This is a genomic window from Pseudomonas sp. 29 (assembly GCF_002754355.1).
Classification (GTDB): Bacteria; Pseudomonadota; Gammaproteobacteria; order Pseudomonadales; family Pseudomonadaceae; genus Aquipseudomonas; species Aquipseudomonas neuropathica.
The window spans coordinates 2,423,015-2,442,336 of the sequence record NZ_PEEY01000001.1; the positions used below are offsets into that span (position 1 = coordinate 2,423,015).

Annotated in this window: 19 protein-coding genes; 5 read left to right on the forward strand and 14 right to left on the reverse strand. The window is 60.7% G+C overall.

Going from position 1 to position 19,322, the window contains the following annotated elements; all coding sequences use genetic code 11:
* Positions 1–5: 5 nt before the first annotated feature.
* Positions 6–818: a substrate-binding periplasmic protein gene (locus tag CLU80_RS11310; protein WP_093429856.1), complete on the forward strand. Its 813-nt coding sequence runs from the start codon at positions 6–8 to the stop codon at positions 816–818.
* Positions 819–1,040: 222 nt separating this feature from the next.
* Positions 1,041–2,921, forward strand: a complete 1,881-nt coding sequence (gene rhlE2 / locus CLU80_RS11315) for an RNA helicase RhlE2 (RefSeq protein ID WP_099757403.1) — start codon at positions 1,041–1,043, stop codon at positions 2,919–2,921.
* Between the two features lie 261 nt (positions 2,922–3,182).
* Here rhlE2 and CLU80_RS11325 read toward each other — a convergent pair whose 3' ends face one another.
* The 3 genes from CLU80_RS11325 to CLU80_RS11335 form a co-directional block, all read right to left on the reverse strand.
* Positions 3,183–3,761, reverse strand: coding sequence for a YceI family protein (locus CLU80_RS11325; RefSeq protein WP_038358767.1), 579 nt, complete (start codon positions 3,759–3,761; stop codon positions 3,183–3,185).
* 31 nt (positions 3,762–3,792) lie between these two features.
* The gene (locus tag CLU80_RS11330) at positions 3,793–4,344 is read right to left on the reverse strand and encodes a cytochrome b (protein ID WP_077574882.1); all 552 of its coding nucleotides are present in this window, start codon (positions 4,342–4,344) and stop codon (positions 3,793–3,795) included.
* A gap of 610 nt (positions 4,345–4,954) precedes the next feature.
* Positions 4,955–6,724 (reverse strand): flavin monoamine oxidase family protein, encoded by a 1,770-nt coding sequence (locus tag CLU80_RS11335; RefSeq protein WP_099757404.1) that lies wholly within the window; start codon positions 6,722–6,724, stop codon positions 4,955–4,957.
* Positions 6,725–6,947: 223 nt separating this feature from the next.
* Between CLU80_RS11335 and CLU80_RS11340 the strand changes: the two genes are divergently transcribed.
* Together CLU80_RS11340 and CLU80_RS11345 are read left to right on the forward strand one after the other, a co-directional pair.
* Positions 6,948–8,354 (forward strand): adenosylmethionine--8-amino-7-oxononanoate transaminase, encoded by a 1,407-nt coding sequence (locus tag CLU80_RS11340; RefSeq protein WP_099757405.1) that lies wholly within the window; start codon positions 6,948–6,950, stop codon positions 8,352–8,354.
* A 145-nt stretch (positions 8,355–8,499) separates the two neighbouring features.
* Positions 8,500–9,219: a 16S rRNA (uracil(1498)-N(3))-methyltransferase gene (locus CLU80_RS11345; RefSeq protein WP_099757406.1), complete on the forward strand. Its 720-nt coding sequence runs from the start codon at positions 8,500–8,502 to the stop codon at positions 9,217–9,219.
* 175 nt (positions 9,220–9,394) lie between these two features.
* On the opposite strand, the gene trhA is transcribed toward CLU80_RS11345, so the two are convergent.
* Entirely contained in the window at positions 9,395–10,012 is a 618-nt protein-coding gene (trhA, locus tag CLU80_RS11350; RefSeq protein ID WP_007964065.1) for a PAQR family membrane homeostasis protein TrhA, read from the reverse strand.
* A gap of 142 nt (positions 10,013–10,154) precedes the next feature.
* Here trhA and CLU80_RS11355 point away from each other — a divergent pair, with 142 nt between their 5' ends.
* Positions 10,155–11,075 (forward strand): LysR family transcriptional regulator, encoded by a 921-nt coding sequence (locus tag CLU80_RS11355; RefSeq protein ID WP_099757407.1) that lies wholly within the window; start codon positions 10,155–10,157, stop codon positions 11,073–11,075.
* Positions 11,076–11,302: 227 nt separating this feature from the next.
* Here the strand turns inward: CLU80_RS11355 and madM are convergent, their stop codons facing one another.
* The 10 genes from madM to CLU80_RS11405 all read right to left on the reverse strand — a co-directional run bounded on the left by madM (position 11,303) and on the right by CLU80_RS11405 (position 19,217).
* Positions 11,303–12,067, reverse strand: coding sequence for a malonate transporter subunit MadM (madM, locus tag CLU80_RS11360; protein WP_016984761.1), 765 nt, complete (start codon positions 12,065–12,067; stop codon positions 11,303–11,305).
* A gap of 5 nt (positions 12,068–12,072) precedes the next feature.
* A complete protein-coding gene (gene madL, locus CLU80_RS11365; protein WP_016984760.1) occupies positions 12,073–12,465 on the reverse strand; it encodes a malonate transporter subunit MadL in 393 nt (130 codons plus the stop codon).
* 65 nt (positions 12,466–12,530) lie between these two features.
* A complete protein-coding gene (gene mdcH / locus CLU80_RS11370) occupies positions 12,531–13,451 on the reverse strand; it encodes a malonate decarboxylase subunit epsilon (protein WP_099757408.1) in 921 nt (306 codons plus the stop codon).
* Complete coding sequence (locus CLU80_RS11375; protein WP_099757409.1) at positions 13,448–14,068, reverse strand: malonate decarboxylase holo-ACP synthase; 621 nt, start codon at positions 14,066–14,068, stop codon at positions 13,448–13,450. Before CLU80_RS11375 ends, mdcH begins: the two co-directional genes overlap by 4 nt.
* Entirely contained in the window at positions 14,062–14,847 is a 786-nt protein-coding gene (mdcE, locus tag CLU80_RS11380) for a biotin-independent malonate decarboxylase subunit gamma (RefSeq protein ID WP_099757410.1), read from the reverse strand. Before mdcE ends, CLU80_RS11375 begins: the two co-directional genes overlap by 7 nt.
* Positions 14,844–15,695 carry a biotin-independent malonate decarboxylase subunit beta gene (locus CLU80_RS11385; RefSeq protein WP_093429848.1) on the reverse strand — a complete coding sequence of 284 codons (852 nt, stop codon included), beginning with the start codon at positions 15,693–15,695 and terminating at the stop codon, positions 14,844–14,846. Before CLU80_RS11385 ends, mdcE begins: the two co-directional genes overlap by 4 nt.
* A complete protein-coding gene (locus CLU80_RS11390) occupies positions 15,688–15,987 on the reverse strand; it encodes a malonate decarboxylase subunit delta (RefSeq protein ID WP_007913697.1) in 300 nt (99 codons plus the stop codon). The genes CLU80_RS11385 and CLU80_RS11390 overlap by 8 nt, the downstream gene beginning before the upstream one ends.
* Complete coding sequence (locus CLU80_RS11395; RefSeq protein ID WP_099757411.1) at positions 15,987–16,859, reverse strand: triphosphoribosyl-dephospho-CoA synthase; 873 nt, start codon at positions 16,857–16,859, stop codon at positions 15,987–15,989. The genes CLU80_RS11390 and CLU80_RS11395 overlap by 1 nt, the downstream gene beginning before the upstream one ends.
* Complete coding sequence (gene mdcA, locus CLU80_RS11400; RefSeq protein WP_099757412.1) at positions 16,859–18,529, reverse strand: malonate decarboxylase subunit alpha; 1,671 nt, start codon at positions 18,527–18,529, stop codon at positions 16,859–16,861. Before mdcA ends, CLU80_RS11395 begins: the two co-directional genes overlap by 1 nt.
* A 322-nt stretch (positions 18,530–18,851) precedes the next feature.
* A complete protein-coding gene (locus tag CLU80_RS11405) occupies positions 18,852–19,217 on the reverse strand; it encodes a DUF6124 family protein (RefSeq protein WP_093429845.1) in 366 nt (121 codons plus the stop codon).
* Positions 19,218–19,322 lie beyond the last annotated feature (105 nt).

Genomic DNA, 19,322 nt, shown 5'->3' on the forward strand with positions numbered 1-19,322 from the left:
AAGCCATGCCTTTGATCACGCAGTTATTCGCCGTGCTGGTTTTTGCTTGCCTGAGCTTCGCCGCTCGAGGCGAAAAGTTGCGTATTGTCACCGAGCCGTGGGCGCCCTATGTCTACGAAGAGAACGGTAAAAACCTCGGGCTGGATTACGAAACCACGGCCATTGTCTTCAAACGTCTGGGCATCGAAGTCGAATGGCAGTTCTTGCCGTGGAAGCGCTGCCTGTCGATGCTTGAGACCGGTCAGGCCGATGGCGCGCTGGACATTTTTCACAGCGACGAGCGCGACGCCACCCTGCTTTACCCGAGCGAGCCGCTGTCGGACGTCGAGTTCGTCCTGTTCTACGCCAACGACCGGCCGCACCCGTTCAGCAAACTCGAAGAGCTCAAAGGCCTGACCATCGGCACCTCGCCGGGTTATCTGTACAGCCCCGATTTCAGCGAATCAACACTGTTTACCCGTGAACCGGCACCGACCCACGAAGCCAACTTCGGCAAACTGGTGCGCGGCCGCATCGACTTGCTGATCACCGATCGCCGTGTCGGTCAGCACTTGCTCGATGAGCTGGATATTCGCGATCAGATCACCGAAAACCCCACTGTCATTAGCCGCCAGAGCCAGTTTCTCGCGGTTAGACGCAATGCCGGCATGGATTTGCTGGTGCAGCGATTTGGCGCCGAGCTCAAGCGATTCAAGCGCGAACCGGCTTACGCCGAGCTGAGCGCACGCTACGGCGCGGCTCCCGCCATGGCTGCGCCGCTGGGCAATGCCACGGCCAGCGGCAAAACCGTTGAGCAGCAGGAAAGCAGCGCGCAGTGATTGCTCTGTTATACTCCGGCGTTCCCGCCAGGCTCACGCCCGGACGCCCGGAACCGTAACAGGCCTCTCGACCCGCTACAGCGCAGCTTTGCAGCCCGCGCGAGCACTCCAGACGTGCCTTCGGAACCGCAGCAGGACCGGACGGGATTGCGTCCTCTTAAACGTGATTCGCGCCAGGCAAGACTCCCATTGGGCCAAGCCCTAACTAAAACAGGATTACTCATGTCCTTTGCTTCCCTCGGTCTCTCCGAGGCTTTAGTCCGCGCCATCGAAGATGCGGGCTATACCGAGCCTACTCCGGTGCAACAGCGGGCCATCCCCGCCGTGTTGCAAGGTCGCGACCTGATGGTTGCGGCACAGACAGGTACCGGTAAAACCGGCGGTTTCGCCCTTCCGATCCTGGAGCGGTTGTTCCCCAACGGTCACCCGGACAAATCCCAGCGTCATGGCCCGCGCCAACCGCGCGTACTGGTCCTGACCCCGACCCGCGAACTCGCGGCCCAGGTTCACGAGAGCTTCAAGATCTACGCCCGTGACCTGAAATTCGTCAGCGCCTGCATCTTCGGCGGCGTCGGCATGAACCCACAGGTTCAGGCCATGTCCCGCGGCGTCGACGTACTCGTTGCCTGCCCGGGTCGCTTGCTCGACCTCTGCGGCCAGGGCAGCGTTGACCTGTCCCACGTGGAAATCCTCGTCCTCGACGAAGCCGACCGCATGCTCGACATGGGTTTCGTGCACGACGTGAAGAAAGTCCTCGCGCGCCTGCCGTCCAAGCGTCAGAACCTGCTGTTCTCGGCGACCTTCTCCAAAGACATCACCGACCTCGCCGGCAAGCTGCTGCACAACCCGGAACGCATCGAAGTGACGCCGCCGAACACCACGGTCGAGCGCATCGAACAACGCGTGTTCCGTCTGCCGGCCAGCCACAAGCGTGCGCTGCTGGCGCACCTGATCACCGCCGGCGCGTGGGAACAGGTGCTGGTGTTCACCCGCACCAAGCACGGCGCCAACCGTCTGGCCGAGTACCTGGACAAGCACGGCCTGCCGGCTGTAGCGATCCACGGTAACAAGAGCCAGAACGCGCGCACCAAAGCGCTGGCCGACTTCAAGGCCAACCAGGTACGCATCCTGGTTGCGACCGACATCGCCGCACGCGGCCTGGACATCGATCAGTTGCCACACGTGGTCAACTTCGAACTGCCGAACGTCGATGAAGACTACGTGCACCGTATCGGCCGTACTGGCCGTGCCGGTCGTTCGGGCGAGGCGATCTCGCTGGTCGCGCCGGACGAAGAAAAGCTGCTGAAAAGCATCGAACGCATGACCAAGCAGAAAATCGCCGACGGCGACCTGATGGGCTTCGATTCGAGCACCATTGAAGCCGAGAAGCCGGAAGTGCGTGAGCGTCCGGACGTGCGTAACCCACGCAATCCACGTGGCCCACGCGGCGACGGCCCGAATGGCGGCGGTGGCGGCGGTCGTAAAGACAAAGGCAAAGACAAGGGCAAGGAAAAACCGGCCAGCGAACGTGGCGAGCGCCCTGCTCGTCAGCAGAAACCGCGCGAAGGCACTCCGAGCCGCGAACAGCGTCCGAGCCAACCGCCACGTGCGGCGGCTGATCGTGCACCGGACGAGTTCCTCGACGACGATATCGATAACTTCGGTAACCGTGTTGATTACGTACCAAAACCAGCCCCTGCCGGCGGCCGTGGCCGTCGTCCAGGCGCACCGGCTCAAGGTGCAGGCGCAGGTTCGGGTGCACCACGTGGCGGTCAGTCGCAGGGTCGTCAGAACGGTCCGCGCAACAGCAACGGTTCGAGCACCGGCACCCCGCCAGCCAAGCGTAGCGGCCCGCGCAACGGCGCACCGCGTGATGGTCAGTCGGGTCGTCGCGACGAATCCTCCTCGTCCTCGCGCAATCGTCGTCCGGCCCGTGACGATCAGCCACGCAGCGAGCCAGCCGTACAGAACCCGCGCAGCAACGGCCCGAAGATCATGCACAAGGAATCGAAAGCCGACCGCTTCCCGACGCCTGAGCAGCTCGATCAACTGCCAAGCCGCCCGCGTGGCGAAAAACCAGCATTGCTGACCCGCAATCGCTGAGTTAACGCCGCCATATAAAATGCCCCGACTCGCAAGAGCCGGGGCATTTTTTTGCCGCCACGAATCCCCCTGAATCACCGCATATACCCTGTGGGAGCGAGCCTGCTCGCGAAAGCGGTCATTCAGCCAACATCATTGCTGACTGACCCGCCGCCTTCGCGAGCAGGCTCGCTCCCACAGGGGATGTGTGTGTGTGTCGTAGGCAATAAAAAACGCCCCCGATCTTTCGACCGGGGGCGTTTTTGTGTGGCGGGAGGAAAGTTATTTAACTTTCACGCCTTCCAGCGAGATATCCAGATCCGCAGTTTGCGAGGTAGGACCTGGGCCCTTGATCCCGAAATCGTTCAGGTTGAGGGTGGTCTTGGCGTTGAAGCCAGCGCGTTCGCCGCCCCATGGATCCTTGCCTTCGCCGTTGAACGTAGCCTTGAAGGTCACAGGCTTGGTCACACCGTGCAGGGTCAGGTCGCCAGTCACATCAGCAGTCTTTTCACCGGTCGATTTAACGGCGGTGGAGACGAACTTGGCATCAGCAAACTTGCCAACATCCAGGAAGTCTTTGCTGGCGATGTGCTTGTCACGTTCAGCGTGGTTCGACCACAGGCTGGCGGTTTTCACATCAACCGAGATCTTGCTGGCTTCAGGCTTGGCCGAATCCCACGAGAATGTACCGTCGAAATCCTTGAAAGTACCGTGAATGAAGCTGTAGCCCAGGTGGCTGATTTTCCAGTCAACGAAGGCGTGCTGACCTTCCTTGTCGATTTTGTAGTCCGCAGCCATGGCCTGACCAGCCGAGAGCAGTGCAGAACCGATTGCCAGAGCGGCCAGAGTCTTTTTCAACATGCTTTCTTTTCCTTTGAGTCGAGGTTGAATTTCAGGCTTTGCGACCGAGCATTCGCGTCAGGGTCGCATCACGATCGATAAAGTGGTGCTTCAATGCTGCCAACGCATGGAGGCCGGAAAAAATTACCAGTGCCCACGCGAGCCAGAGATGAATCACCCCAGCGGTATCTGCCTGATCCGGTAGCCCGGAAACCAGTGCAGGAACTTCAAACAGGCCAAACACCGGAATCCCGACACCGTCTGCGGTGGAAATCAGGTAACCGGCAAGCATCACAGCGAACAGCGCCAGATACAGAAACCCATGGCCGAACTTGGCGCCGATACGGGTCATCCGGCTGTAGCTTTGCAGCGTCGGCGGCGGCGGGCTGATAAAGCGCCACAGCACCCGCAACACCATCACACCCAGCAGCACCAGACCGATGCTCTTGTGCAGATCCGGCGCCTCTTTGCGCCAGCTGCTGTAGTAATCCAGCCCGACCATCCACAGGCCCAGCGCAAACAGCCCGAAGACCACCAGCGCCACGCCCCAGTGCATGAAGATGCTGACCCAACCATAGCGCGAAGAAGAGTTACGTAGCTGCATTGCCCAAATCCTGTGAGAACTGCGAACCAAGACTAGCGAGTTATCTATCGAATTAAAGCGGAAAATTTTGCTTTGAAATATCGAGAAATACGATCAAGAGTCTGAAAGTGGCGTGTTAAGGAAAGATTAAAGGCGATTTTGGCGTGGGACGTCTGGACAAATGATCGTTGCTGAACCCTCGGGCGCCTGCACAAGCGCAAGCAAAGGTGGCCAAGGGAAACTGCCGAACGGGACAGAGTTATTCAAGTAACCGGTTCTTTATTCATGGCTGATTAGTTATGAAGTACCGCCGGTGGTTGCAGGCAATCGGCGCTGTAGGGATCTATCTGGCATTTATGCGCGAGTTCTGAACTATAACCGCCAGGTAAGAAACGCCCGTTGGAGCAACCTGGAAGTGCAATCAGCAAAAGCATGAGCGTGAACGTTTTCATCAAGTGCCTCCTATTTTTCCCAGCATAGAATTGGCGCCGGGGCACCCGCTATCACCTCACTCTGAGTACTTTGTGGGAAGGCTCCGGTACACAAGTAAGCTCCGTGACCGGATGGCGAAGGACAAAAATGCAGGAAAAAAAACGCGACCCGAAGGCCGCGTTTTTATTGAAGCAAAGGCTTACTGCGCCTTGGTCTCGGTCGTTGCCGCAGGCTTGGCCGCTGGCTTCTTCGCCGGCTCAGCCTTCTTCGCTGCCGGTTTCACCGCAGGCTTTTTCGCCTCGGTTTTAGCCGCTGGCTTCTTCACCGCTGGCTTGGCCGCCGCTTTCTTCGCCGGTTCAGCTTTCACTGGTGCCGCAGGCTTCGGTGCTTCCACCGGAGCTGGCGCAGGTGCCGGGGTCGGAGCAGGTGCTGGAGCGACCGGAGCAGGTGCCGGCTCTGGCGCCTTCACAGGCTCAGGCTTCTTCTCGTCATCCGAACCGCCGAACAGGTTGCTGAAGAAGTTGCCCTTCTTCGCCGCCACGGCACCCGCCGCGCCTGCCGCTGCTGCAGCCGGCACTACTTTGGCTGGCTCAAACGATTTGCCTGCCGCCAGATCTTCAACCTGACTCGCCGCCCGCTGACCGGTGCGCAGCGCGCCTTCCAGGGTGCCCGGGTACAAGGTGTCGGTGTGTTCGCCGGCGAACGTCACGCGTTGCAGCGGACGTTCCCACAGACGCCAGAACTTGCTGATCTGCCCCGGGCCGTAAGCCAGGTAGGCGCCGCCCATCGACGGGTCGGTGCTGTAGCGACGGATTTCATAACCGGTGAACGAGCCACGAGCCTGTGGATAAAACGCGTGCAGACGAATTAGCACCTGATCGACCATTTGCTTGTCGCCAAACGCCTGCATCACACGAGCGTTGTCGCCGGACAGGTTGATCACCACGTTGGCGCCGCCCTTCAGGGCAGGTTCGATCCAAAGCATGCCGAGACCGGTGTTGCTGTAGATCTCGCCGGACATGCGCGCCTTGCTTTCCCACACCGGCGTCTTGAACTTCAGCATGATCTGGTCGCGCCAGCCGTAGTTGGTGCCCTTGATCGCAGCCAGATGCTGAGCGTCCAGCGCCGGCGTCAGGGCAATCTTGTTCAGTGCACGCAGCGGCACAGCCAGCACAACGTAGTCAGCCTGATAGCCAACACTGCCGACCTTGACGGTCACGCCGTCCTTGTCCTGAGTGATCGCGGACACCGGCGAGTTGGTCTTGATGGTTTTGATCTGTTTGACGAACGCCTGCGCCAGCACTTGGCTGCCGCCGACCAGACGCGAAGCGCGCAGGTCACGGTCGGAGATGCCGCGATACACGCGGTTCTGCTGAGCGAAATACAGCAGCGACAGACGCGAAGGCTCGTCGTAGTGGGTGCGGATGTCCTGGTTGATCAACTGACGTGCGGTGGCCGGCAGGTTCTGCTTGTCGAGCCAGCTCGATACGGTGATCTGGTCCAGTGCGTGCAGGGTGCTGGTTGCCGCCGGGTTTTGCGGGTCGTCGATCGAACGCGCCAGATCATCGAGGGTTTTCTGGTAGCGCTTCAAGGCATCGGCGGTGGCCGGCTGCTTGGTCGCCAGATCGGCGGCAGAGAAATACTCGCCGTCGATCAGGTAGCCCGGGGTCCGCACGAATTCCGGCGCCGGCGTGGTGCCCAGCTTGAACGTCGAAACGTACTTGTTCAGCACTGGCTGGGTCTTGTCGTTGCCGATCCACTCGCTGGTGGCCATACCCGAGCGACCACCCAGGCTCGGTTTGGCTTCCAGCAGGGTGACCTGCCAGCCTTTGTTTTGCAGCTCATAAGCGGCGGTCAGGCCCGACAGGCCACCGCCGATCACGATTGCAGTTTTATCCTTGGCCAGCGCTGTAACGCTGAACAGCCCCAACATCACCAGCGCACAGGCGCGCAGCCAACCGACAGACATTCAGCGAACTCCGGAAATACACGTAGGAAAAAGCAGTTTTGCGGGTCAGACGACCCAAAGAACCGCGAAGAATACGTTAGCCATCAAAACGCCGCCAGCGACGTCTATCGGCTCATACAAAGTAGCTCAATCGACACAATGGGTTGTCCCCGCGCGATGCATTGCATAGGCTTGCGCGATTGTTTGCCCGCGCCTGACGCGAGCCGCCTCGAGGAGACTGTAAATGGGCCTGAATAACCAGTGGATGCAACGCGACCTCGCGGTGTTGTGGCATCCCTGTACCCAGATGAAAGACCACGAACAGCTGCCGCTGATCCCGATCAAGCGCGGCGAAGGCGTCTGGCTCGAAGACTTCGAAGGCAAGCGCTACCTCGACGCCGTCAGCTCGTGGTGGGTCAACGTGTTTGGCCACGCCAACCCGCGCATCAATCAGCGCATCAAGGATCAGGTCGATCAGCTGGAGCACGTGATTCTGGCTGGCTTCAGCCATCAACCGGTGATCGAACTGTCCGAGCGTCTGGTGAAGATGACCCCGGAAGGCTTGAACCGGGTGTTCTACGCCGATAACGGTTCGTCCTGCATCGAAGTCGCGCTGAAAATGAGCTTTCACTACTGGCTCAATCGCGGCCAACCGAACAAGAAGCGCTTCGTCACCCTGACCAACAGCTACCACGGTGAAACCATGGCAGCGATGGCGGTCGGTGACGTGCCGCTGTTCACCGAAACCTACAAAGCGCTGTTGATGGACACCATCAAGGTGCCGAGCCCGGATTGCTACGGACGCCCCGAAGGCATGAGCTGGGAAGACCATTCGCGCAATATGTTCGCCGCCATGGAACAGACCTTGGCAGAAAATCATGACAGCGTCGCGGCAGTGATCGTCGAGCCGTTGATTCAGGGTGCCGGCGGCATGCGCATGTATCACCCGGTTTATCTGAAGCTGCTGCGCGAGGCATGCGACCGTTATGGCGTTCACCTGATTCTCGACGAAATCGCCGTCGGCTTTGGTCGCACCGGAACCATGTTTGCCTGTGAACAGGCCGGCATTCGCCCGGACTTCCTCTGCTTGTCGAAGGCGCTGACCGGCGGCTATCTGCCGTTGGCGGCGTGCCTGACCACCGATGAGGTCTACAGCGCGTTCTACGACGACTATCCAACCCTGCGCGCCTTCCTCCACTCGCACAGCTACACCGGCAACCCGCTGGCGTGCGCGGCGGCACTGGCAACGCTGGATATCTTCGAGCAGGACAACGTCATCGAGAACAACAAGGCGCTGGCTCAGCGCATGGCGTCGGCGACGGCGCATCTGGTCGATCACCCGAACGTCTCCGAAGTACGCCAGACCGGCATGGTCCTGGCCATCGAGATGGTCAAGGATAAAGCCACGAAAGAGGCCTACCCTTGGCAGGAACGTCGCGGTTTGAAAGTGTTCCAGCATGCACTGGAACGTGGCGCGTTGCTGCGCCCGCTCGGTAGCGTGGTGTATTTCCTGCCGCCGTACGTGATCACCCCGGAGCAGATCGACTTCCTCGCCGAAGTGGCCAGCGAAGGCATCGATATAGCTACGCGTGACAGCGTCAGCGTCGCCGTGCCAAAAGACTTCCACCCGGGGTTCCGCGATCCAGGCTGATTCAAAAAATTTGTGGCGCCTGAACTGCCGCTTTCGCGAGCAAGCTCGCTCCCACAGGGGAATGCATTCCAAATGTGGGAGCGAGCTTGCTCGCGAATGAAGTCGACACCGATCCACCTGATTCACATCTTTCCAGAGACCCGAAATGAGACTGTCCCGCTTCTTTATCGACGCCCCGCTGAGCACCGGCGAACACGAATTGCCGGAAGCCCAGGCGCATTACATCAGCCGCGTACTGCGCATGGCCGAGGGCGATGCGGTGCAGCTGTTCGACGGTTCCGGCCATGAATTTCGCGGCGCCCTGCTGGAAGTCGGCAAGAAGCGCGTGACCGTACAGATCGATGAGCAATTCGCCGGCCAGGTCGAATCGCCGCTGCACATTCACCTCGGCCAGGGCCTGTCCCGTGGCGAGCGAATGGACTGGGCGATTCAGAAAGCCACCGAACTGGGCGTGAATGAAATCACCCCAATCTTCAGTGATCGCTGTGAAGTCCGCCTCAAGGACGAACGCGCCGACAAACGCCTGCTGCATTGGCGTCAGGTGGCGATCAGCGCGTGTGAACAATGTGGACGCTCGCGGGTGCCGGTGATTCATCCGCCGGTGTTGCTGGCGGACTGGATCAAGCAGACCGAAGCCGAGTTGAAACTGGTGCTGCACCCGGTGGCGGAGCCGTTGGTGAGTCATGCCAAACCGGCGACGCTGGCGTTCCTGATCGGGCCGGAAGGTGGTTTGACGGATGCCGAAGTCGAGCAGGCCAAGAGCAACGGCTTCCACGCCGCCCGCCTTGGACCGCGCGTATTGCGTACCGAGACGGCGCCAGTGGTTGCACTGGCGGTGGCCCAGCAGCTTTGGGGTGACTTCTAAGGCCTCTTCGCGAGCAAGCTCGCTCCCACAGTAGATCTCCAGTGAGCACAGATTTTGTGAACACCCTAGATACAGTGTGGGAGCGAGCTTGCTCGCGAATGCGGTGTGTCATTCAGCAAAAATGTTGGTTGACCTGACGCCTTCGCGAGCAAGTTCACTCCCACAGGGATTGCATTTACAGGACATAAAACAGAATCGCGACAAAGTGCAGCAAACTCCCGGCAATCACGAACAAATGCCAGATCCCATGCGCATGCCGCAGTCGGTGATCCAGGGCAAAAAAGATAATCCCCACCGTATACAAAACCCCGCCCGACGCCAGCCAGGCAAACCCGGCCGTACCCAGCGCCGCAATCAAAGGCTTCACCGCCACCAACACAATCCAGCCCATCACCGCGTAAATCACGATCGACAGAATCCGCGCCTCCGAACGCGGTTTGATCTCCTGCAGGATGCCAATCAGCGCCAGCCCCCAGACAATCCCGAACAACGTCCAGCCCCACGGCCCACGCAGGGTCACCAGGCAAAACGGCGTGTAACTGCCGGCGATCAACAGGTAGATCGAAAAGTGATCGACTTTCTTCATGATCGCTTTCTTGCGCCCGCGCACGCTGTGGTACACGGTCGAGGCGCTGTAGAGCACCAGTAAGGTAAACGCGTAGATCGCCACACTGACAATCTTCCACGGGCTGCCGTCGAGGCTGGCGATCACCAGCATCCAGACGCCGCCGATAAACGCTGCCACTGCCCCGACCAAATGCGTCCAGGCGTTGAGTTTTTCTCCGTGATACATGTATCGCTCACCTCAATATTCGTTACCGCAGCGCGCAAGGCTCGGGCCTTAAGCGTAAAAGCGCAATGTTTCTGTTCAACGCGGACCTGCGCACGCCACGGTAATTGGGCACAATCGAAGCATTCCAAAAAGAGTCCGCGCCATGCTGATCGACGAAGAATTGACCCTGAAAAAACTCGAGGTGTTCCTCGCTTTCATGCGTACCGGCAACCTCGCGCGCGCCGCTGCCGAGTTACAGACCAGCAACGTCAGCGTGCACCGCGCGATCCACTCGCTGGAAAGCGCCCTGCGCTGCCCGCTGTTCAAACACGAAGGGCGCAACCTGACGCCGCTGGAAAGCGCTTACGTGCTCGAAGAACGGGCGCAGAAGCTGATCAACGACGTCGTCGAAAGCGTGCGCCTGACCCGCGAAGCCGCCGGGTTCTCCGCCGAACGCTTCAAACTCGGCTCGCTGTATTCGCTGACCGTGAAAACCGTACCGCAACTGATCATGGGCCTGAAAATCCGCCGCAGCGAACTCAATATCGACCTGATCCTCGGCTCGAACATCGACCTGCTCTACAAGCTGAAGAACATGGAAGTCGACGCGATTCTGGTGTCGCTGGACGACAGCATCAACGACCCGGATTGCGAGCAGATTGCGCTGTTTTCCGACGACATTTTCCTCGCCACGCCGGCGGATTCAAAGTTTGCCCAGCGCAGTGAAGTGGATCTGGCGGAAGTCCGGGATGAAACTTTTATCACCTTGACCCAGGGTTTTGCCACGCATCAGGACGGTAACCGGGTATTCAAGCAGGCGGGGTTCGAGCCGAAGGTGGCGATGCAGGTGAATGACATCTTCACGCTGTTGAGCATGGTCAGTTCGGGAGTGGGTTATGCATTGCTGCCGGGGCGGATTGCGGCGGTGTATGAGAATCGGGTGAAGTTGATTCCGCTGCAGGAGAAGTACCGGTTGCAGCAGCACATTGGCGTGGTGTTTTTGAAGGCCAAGGAGAGGGATCCGAATTTGCTGGCGTTGCTGGCGGAGTGTCGGATGTATGCCAATCGACAGGCTGGGATTTAGAGCAAAATCAAGATCAAGAGCTACCCCCTCACCCCGGCCCTCCCGAAACGTCGGACCGCCCCCAAGGGGTAGAGGGGGGAAGGGAGCAGACCGGGGGCCTTTCAAAACCTGAGTTCGACTCGGAAATTTCAGGTCGGCGTACTTCCAACATTCAGCTCGGTCAGTCCCCTCTCCCTACGGGCGGTCCGACGTTTCGGGAGGGCTAGGGTGAGGGCAGCTCTTAGCTGTTATCCCACCAACCCGCGCATCGCCAAAAACAACAGCGAAGGCCCAAGCAAACACCCAAGCGCGGTATAAAACGCCGCCGTCAGACACCCATAAGGCACCAGCTTCGGATCCGTCGCCGCCAACCCGCCGGCCACACCACTGGACGTGCCCATCAGCCCGCCGAAAATCACCGCGCTGCGTGGATTGTTCAGGCCAATCATCGGCGCCACGAACGGCGTCATCACCATCACCAGAATCGCCTTGATCAACCCCGCTGCAATCGACAGCGCCATGACCTCGGAACTGGCGCCAATCGCCGCGCCGGTCACCGGGCCGACGATGTAGGTCACCGCGCCGGCACCAATAGTGGTCAGGCTAACGGCATCGGTATAACCGAACGCCATCGCCACACCAACACCCGCCACGAACGACGTGCCTACGCCGACAAACAGCGCCAGCACCCCGACGAACCCTGCCCGTTTCAGCTCATCGACACTCACGCCAAACGCCGTGGCCACAATCGCAAAATCGCGCAGCATCGCACCACCGAGCAAACCGATGCCCGACAGCAACGGAATATCCACTACGCCCTTCTGCCCACCGGTCAGCGCACCGCCGACATACGACAGCACCAGCCCGAGCAGAATGGCGATGGCCGAGCCGTGCAAACGACCTTTGGTGAAGGTGTTGGACATCCAGTAGGACACCCACATGGTCAGGCCGACAATCAGGAAACCGCTGATCAAACCGTAGCCGGTGATCACTTTCATCATTGATTCGTACATGGCGATTACCCCGCAGTCTTGGCTGGAGCGATCGGGGTCTGCTCCTTGTTGCCCATGCGCGTCAGCACGGGCACCAGGGCAAAAGCGATCACCACGGCGAGGGTGCCGGCAAGAATCGCCATAGGCCCGCCCTTGAGCGCGCCATAGACGTTTTGCTGCGCGGCCATGGCGACCACGATCGGAATGTAGATAGCGCTCCAGAACTCGACACCCTGCTCGGTCTTGCCCTTGAGCCAGCCGCTTTTGTTCAGATAACTGCCCAGGCCAATCAACAGCAGCATCGCAATGCCGACGCCGCCGACGTTGGCCGGCACGCCGATCAGCTTGCCGAGCAGCTCACCGACCCAGATACCCACCAACGTACAAAAGGCGAGAAACGCCACACCGTAAATAATCATTGTTGTAGTCCTCAAAGTGCATCGTCGAATGTTGTTTTTGTTGTTCGAAGCTTGAGTCGGCGGTTTTAGAGTTGGTGGCCACCCTCCTCACGCAACAGCGCCTGCAAGGTGTCGAGACGCGCACTGTCGAAGGCAGTGACCGTGCCCTGTTCGAACACCCGGCGCGCCAGCCCGGTCAGCACCGCACCGGGCGGCAGTTCGATCTGTAAACGCACGCCGCGCTCGTAGGCGCTTTGTACGGTGCCGCGCCAATCCACTACGCGACACATGTTGAAGGCGAGGTCGTCGCGCAGCGCTTCGATTTTGGTCACAGGACGCGCGCGGCTGCCGCTCAGGTAAGCGATTTTCGGAGTTTTCAGTTCAACTTTGGCGAAGGCCTCGGCGAGGGTTTGTGCAGGTGCCTCCAGCAGCGGACAGTGCGACGGCACACTCACCGCCAGGCGTTTCGCCAGACCAGCGCCACGACTGCGCGCCAGTTCAGCCACCACTTGCATGGCCTCGTCACTACCGGCGATCACCACCTGGTTATCGGCATTGATGTTGGCCAGGTGCACCGGCGAATCTTCGCTGTGCACCTGTGCGAGCAGTGTTTCGACTGTGGATAATTGCAGGCCGATGATCGCGGTCATGCCGTAGCCCTGTGGATAAGCCTGTTGCATCAACTCACCGCGCAGGCTGACCAGATGCAGCGCATCGCTGAAGCTCAACGCTCCAGCGACCACCGCTGCCGGGTAAGCGCCGATGGACAAGCCGGCGACGTAATCCGCCGTGAGTCCGTCCTGCAATAACTGTCGTGAAGCCGCGACGCCGGCGATCAGTAGGCACAGCTGAACCGCCCTCGTCGTGCGCAATGCTTGAGCAGAATCGAGCAGCAAAACATCTTCGCCAAGTACATCACTGGCTTCGACCAAGGTTTCCCGAGGCAAGCGCTGAAACATGCCCGCCTGCTGCGCGCCCTGGCCGGGGAACACCAGCAGACTGCTCACGCTGCCTGCTCCTGCGGATTCCACGGATCGATCACCAGGCAAGCCTGATGAGCATTTTTCAGCAGCACCCGCGCCGAACCGCTAGCCCATTCACGCAACGCCACAGCACCGAATGGCGTCTGCAATTGCAGGTCGACCCGGCACACGGCCTGATCAAAAACCGCAACCAATTTGCGTGCCTGATTACGCGTGATCAGTTGCGGTGTGCGCAGAATCAAATCGAGATCACTGGCCGCGTGCATCGCGGTAAAACTGCTGGCCAATTCAAAGCCGACACTGCCGCTGACACCCCAGACCCAACCGCAATCGTCGAGCATCAGCCGCAGCTGTTTGAGCGCCTGCATGACCGGCAGATCGCGCTCGCAGTCGACGTGACACAGCCCTTCGGGGCTGACCCGACAGGCAATCGAATCGAGCGCCATAAACGCCGCCAGCCGCTGCTCGCGCAACACACCGCGCACGCCGACCGCGACAAAACCCTCAGCACTCAACGCCCGTCGCACTACCACCGGTTGCCCGGCGGCCAATGACTCGACGGCCCACAGCGGCGCATCCGCCGGCAACTGCGCCGGGGTCATGCCCCACAGCAGGTCGTGGGCCAGAGGCGTGTTCACCATTGCGCCCTCAACAGTTCGCGAACCTTGCTGGAGGCCGCACGATTTTTTGCGCCGAGACGATTGCTCAGATCAGTGCTGACGACATCGCCGATGGCTTGCTTCAGGCACTCGTTAACTCTCGATAGATCCTCCGCCGTCGGCTGCTCAATCTGCTGCACCGACAGGGTTTCCCAGAGCAATCCGAGGCTCGCGTAGCTGTCGATGTCATAAGCCATCGGCGGCACACTGGCGGCCAGCGCTTCGAGCTCTTCAACACTGCGCAACGTCACCCGCGCCGCCGACGCCTTGCCCATCGCATGCACCATCACGCCCGGATCGCGCAGCGCAATCAAACGGTTGGCCTGATAACCATGAGCGAGAAACGCCCCGGACATTGCCTTACCGACCAGTAATGCAATCACCGGATGCCCGGCCAACCGCGCACGGGCATAACTGTCCGCCGCACCGGCCAGCGCCTGATGAATGCCGAGGGCTTCTTCGCGCCGACCATAAGCCTGGCTCGGCACATCGACGATGGCGATGATCGGGCGTTTCTGCGCTTTGTCACGATCAGCAGTGATCGCGTCATCCACAGCCTTGGCCAGACCCCAGCCTTCGAGCAAGCCGACTTCGCCGTTGCGCGCACGCGGAAAACGATTGTCCGGATCAGCGACCACGGCGATAAAACGCCCAAGTTCACCATCGGCAACCCGCAGCGATGGCGGCAAACCCTCAACGGCTTTCGCCCCGGCGCTCAAGGCGTCGAACCAGTTCAAACCGCGCAGTGAATAACCGCTCATGAGCGCTCTCCTTGGTAAAGATCGCGAACCACTGACGGTTCGATTTGCGGGTCAGTGTTCAGGCTGCTCAGGCGTTGCAGAAACCATTCGGCGCGTTGCCTGCGTGGTTGCTTTGGCAAACCTTGCTGCAGCAATTCGCCGACCTGCTGACGAATCTTCGCCACATCATCGGCGACATAACGATCCACCAGACCAGTGTCGAAACGCTGCTCGCCACCGGTCAGGCTCCAAATGAACGGCCGGTCGCGGGAGTCGTATTCCTCGATCCCGGCTTCTTGCTCGATCACTTGCGGGCCGTTCAAACCGAGGCGTGCTTCCTGAGTCACCAGCAAATAGCTGCACAGCGCCGCCGCAATCGACATACCACCGAAGCAACCCACGCTGCCCGCCACCACACCGACCACCGGTTGGTACTGCTGCAAATCGACAATCGCCGCATGAATATCGGCAATCGCCGCCAACCCAAGATTGGCTTCCTGCAAGCGCACGCCACCGGTTTCCAGCAGCAACACCGCGCGGGTCGGAATGCCTTTGCGGTTGTCTTCAGCCGCCAGTTCCAGTGCGCCGGCAATCTTCGCCCCGCCGACTTCGCCAAGGCTGCCGCCCTGAAACGCGCCTTCAATTGCGGCAATGACCACTGGCAAACCGTCGAGGCTGCCCTTGGCGATCACCACGCCGTCATCGGCCTGCGGCACCACGCCCTGACGTTCAAGCCACGGCGACATCACCCGTTGAAACGGGTCGAGCAATTCACGAAAGCTGCCGGCATCGAGCAAGGCTTTCGCCCGTTGCCGCGCGCCGAGCTCGACGAAGCTGTGTTTGTTGAGCAACGCTGCGCTGTCAGTCATGGCCGATCTCCTCGAAACCTTGTTCCAGACGCAAGCGCACCACCCCCGGCGTCGCGCCGAAATCGTGGATATCGATGGCCATCGCCGGCGGCGTGGTGCCGTCGAACATCCGCGCAAACAGGTGCTGCCAACGCAACTGCGCGCCGTTGACCGAGGTCTGCACATTGATTGTCAGTTTGCCGGCCAGACCCGGTTCGATCAGCACTTCCAGATCACCCGAGCCGACACAACCGACCAGCGCGCGACCGCGTGGCGGCTGCCCGGCGGGGAATTCAAACGATAGGGTTTCCATCAAAACGCTCCCTGAAGGATGCCGTCGCGCTCGATGCGATCGAGCAGCAGCGTGGCGGCGAGCAAGTCGGCGGCGCCACCGGGCGAGGCATTCAATGCGATGAGTTGTTGATCGAGTTCGTGCAAGCGACGGCGTCCGCTGAGGCTGGCGCTGCCACCGGCGTCGAGCACCGCTTGCGCGCCGGACTGCATGGCGTGCAGGCCCTCTTCACCGGCGCGGTAGAGCACGCAGGTGTCGGCCAGATTCGTCATGATTGCGAGCAAGGCGTCGAGCCGAGCGTTCTGCTCACCATGGCCGTTGGCGCGGCTGCGCTTGAGTTGCGGCAGGCCGCGTTGCAGCACCGAGGGGAAGCCGAGTTGCGCTTCTTCACGCGCGCCGCGTGCGCCGTAACGCAGGGCGACCTGGGCGCCGTGGCTCAATGGTTTGGGTGCGTAGCGGTCCTCCAGTAAGGCCAGACGTGCGGCGCGGAGGGTCACGGCGTTAGCGCTGGAGGATTGCGGCTCCAGCGCAGCAGCCGTCACCAATAATCCCAGCGCCCAAATGGCGCCGCGATGCGTGTTCACGCCGTTGGTGGTCGTGAGCATCGCTTGCTCGCCTTCTCGACCGATGCGGCCAATCGCTTCGCGCAACGTTGAATCGACTTCGCCGATTGCAACCGCCGCTTCGGCCATTTCCTTGAACGCCGGCCACAACGACAGCGCCGAAGCGTGCATCAGGCCCAGGTGCAGATCGGTGTGCGCGCCATTGCCGCGACGGTCGACCAGCGCCGGTTTCGGCGACAGATCGGCTTCGTCAATCAGCGCGTCCACCGCCAGATCAGCCAATCGATCAGCCAGAGAAAGCGGTTTCGCTTGCAGGTTAAATGCGTGCATTACCAGCTCCTGAATTTCGCGGGCGGGTTGTACAGGCCGCCGGACCACTCGACCAGATCGGCCACACTTTTCGCCGCGAGCAATTCGCGGGTGGCGTCGGTGCGGCGGATGCCGAGGTCTTCCGGCAAGGCGATCAGGCCTTCGCGGCGCATGCGTTCGGTGTCTTTCGGGTTGTGGCGCAGGCCGATCGCGGTGACGCCGGCGACCGCTGCGATCATCGCCTGGCGCTCTTCCAGCGAGCGTGCCTTGTACAGGTAGGCGATGCCTTCTTCGGTGAGCAGGTGGGTGACGTCATCGCCGTAGATCATGATCGGTGCCAGCGGCATGCCGCTTTTCTTCGCCACTTCCACCGCGTCGAGGGTCTCGACGAAGGTCGGTTTGCCGCCCTCCTGGAACGTCTCGACCATTTGCACCACGAGTTTCTTGCCGCGTTCGAGCATCGGTTGCTGCGAGTCGTCGTGGCGCATGTCCAGCCACGCCGGGGTGCCGTGACGGCGACCGCGCGGGTCGTGGCCCATGTTCGGCGCGCCACCGAAACCGGCGAGGCGACCACGGGTCACGGTCGAGGAATGGCCATCGCCATCGACCTGCAACGTCGCGCCGATAAATAGATCCACCGCGTATTGCCCGGCCAGTTGGCAGAACATCCGGTTGGAACGCAACGAGCCGTCGCGGCCGGTGAAGAACACGTCCGGGCGCGCGGCGATGTAGTTTTCCATACCCAGTTCGGTGCCGAAGCAATGCACGCTTTCGACCCAACCGCTCTCGATTGCCGGGATCAAAGTTGGGTGCGGGTTGAGCGTCCAGTTGCGACAGATCTTGCCTTTGAGGCCGAGGGATTCACCGTAGGTCGGCAGGATCAGCTCGATGGCGGCGGTGTTGAAACCGATGCCGTGGTTGAGCGACTGCACGTTGTGTTTTTCGTAGATGCCACGGATCGCCATCATCGCCATCAGCACGTGCACAGGCTTGATATGGCGTGGGTCGCGGGTGAACAGCGGTTCGATGTAGAACGGCTTGTCGGCCACCACCACGAAGTCGACCCATGAGGCGGGGATGTCCACGCGCGGCAGTTCGCTGACGTCGTCGACCAATTGGTTGACCTGGACGATGACGATGCCGTCGCTGAAGGCGGCCGGTTCGATCAGTGCCGGAGTGTCTTCGGTGCTCGGGCCGGTGTAGATGTTGCCGGCGCGGTCGGCCATGAACCCGGCCGAGAGCACGACGTTGGGGATCAGGTCCACCACCAGCCGGGCGTAGAGTTCGATGTAGGTGTGGATCGCGCCGATTTCCAGCAGGCCGTCTTCCAGCAACTGGCTGATGCGCAGGCTCTGGGTGCCGGCGAAGGAGAAATCAAGCTTGCGGGCGATGCCGTGTTCGAACAGGTCGAGGTGCTCGGAGCGGCCGACGCTGGGCATGATCATGTGCAGGTCGTGGAGCTTTTCCGGGTCGGCTTTGGCCAGCGAGCGCGAAAGGAAATCCGCCTGCTTCTGGTTGTTACCCTCCAGCACCACACGGTCACCGGGGTGGATCAGCGCTTCGAGCGCGGCGACGATCTTGTCGGTGGGCAACACCACACCGTCGGCCAGCCCGCGCACCTTGTCGAGCCGGCGCTGCTTCTCATCGCGCCGCCGCGTCCAGCGCGAGTCGGGGGAAATTGTTGTTGTCATGCTCACTCCACGGGGTTCGCTGTCGTGGAGCTAAGGTAGGCGTGTGGGGTGGGGGCATCAATCAAGCGCGGTGGTGAATCATTACGCTCAGGGTAACGATCAAGAGCCGCCCTCACCCTAGCCCTCTCCCGGAGGGAGAGGGGACTGATTGGGGGATATTCGGGAATTGCGCCGACCTGATCGTGCTTTACCGAATCCATAATCGACTCGCTTTACCAAACCCATAATCGACTTGGCTTTTCAGGTCGATGTATAGCGCAAGACACCTCGGTCGGCCCCCTCTCCCTCCGGGAGAGGGCTGGGGTGAGGGTCAGCTTTTTCGCTACTCCGTCGGCACCAACCTATCCAACAAACGATTGACGGCCATCTCCGCCACCATCACCACCTGCGCAATACCCTGCACAGTCTTGCGGTGCGTACCTTCCACCATTGCCGCATGGTTATTAAGCATGACAGTGGCCGACCCGAGGGTTTCGCTGGCGTCGGCCAGCAGGGATTCGGTGTCGGCATTCGGGTTGGCCATGTACAGCGTGTTGGGGGTGTAGGGCGTGGCCATCAGGTCGGCGTTGGTCGGGCCAAGGTAATGATCGAGGGCGCGTTCGGCGGCTTCGTGGAATTTCTTCGAATCGGGGGATTCGTAGGGGGATGCCGGGTCGGTGACCGGCGGGTTTGGCGTTACTTTGAACATGGGGATGAACCTCTATTAGGCCTCACCATCTCGCTGCTAAACGGTAGGGTGGCGGCTATGCGCAAGTTAGCAGACCGGTCAAACCCCAACCCGGCGCACCCGAAG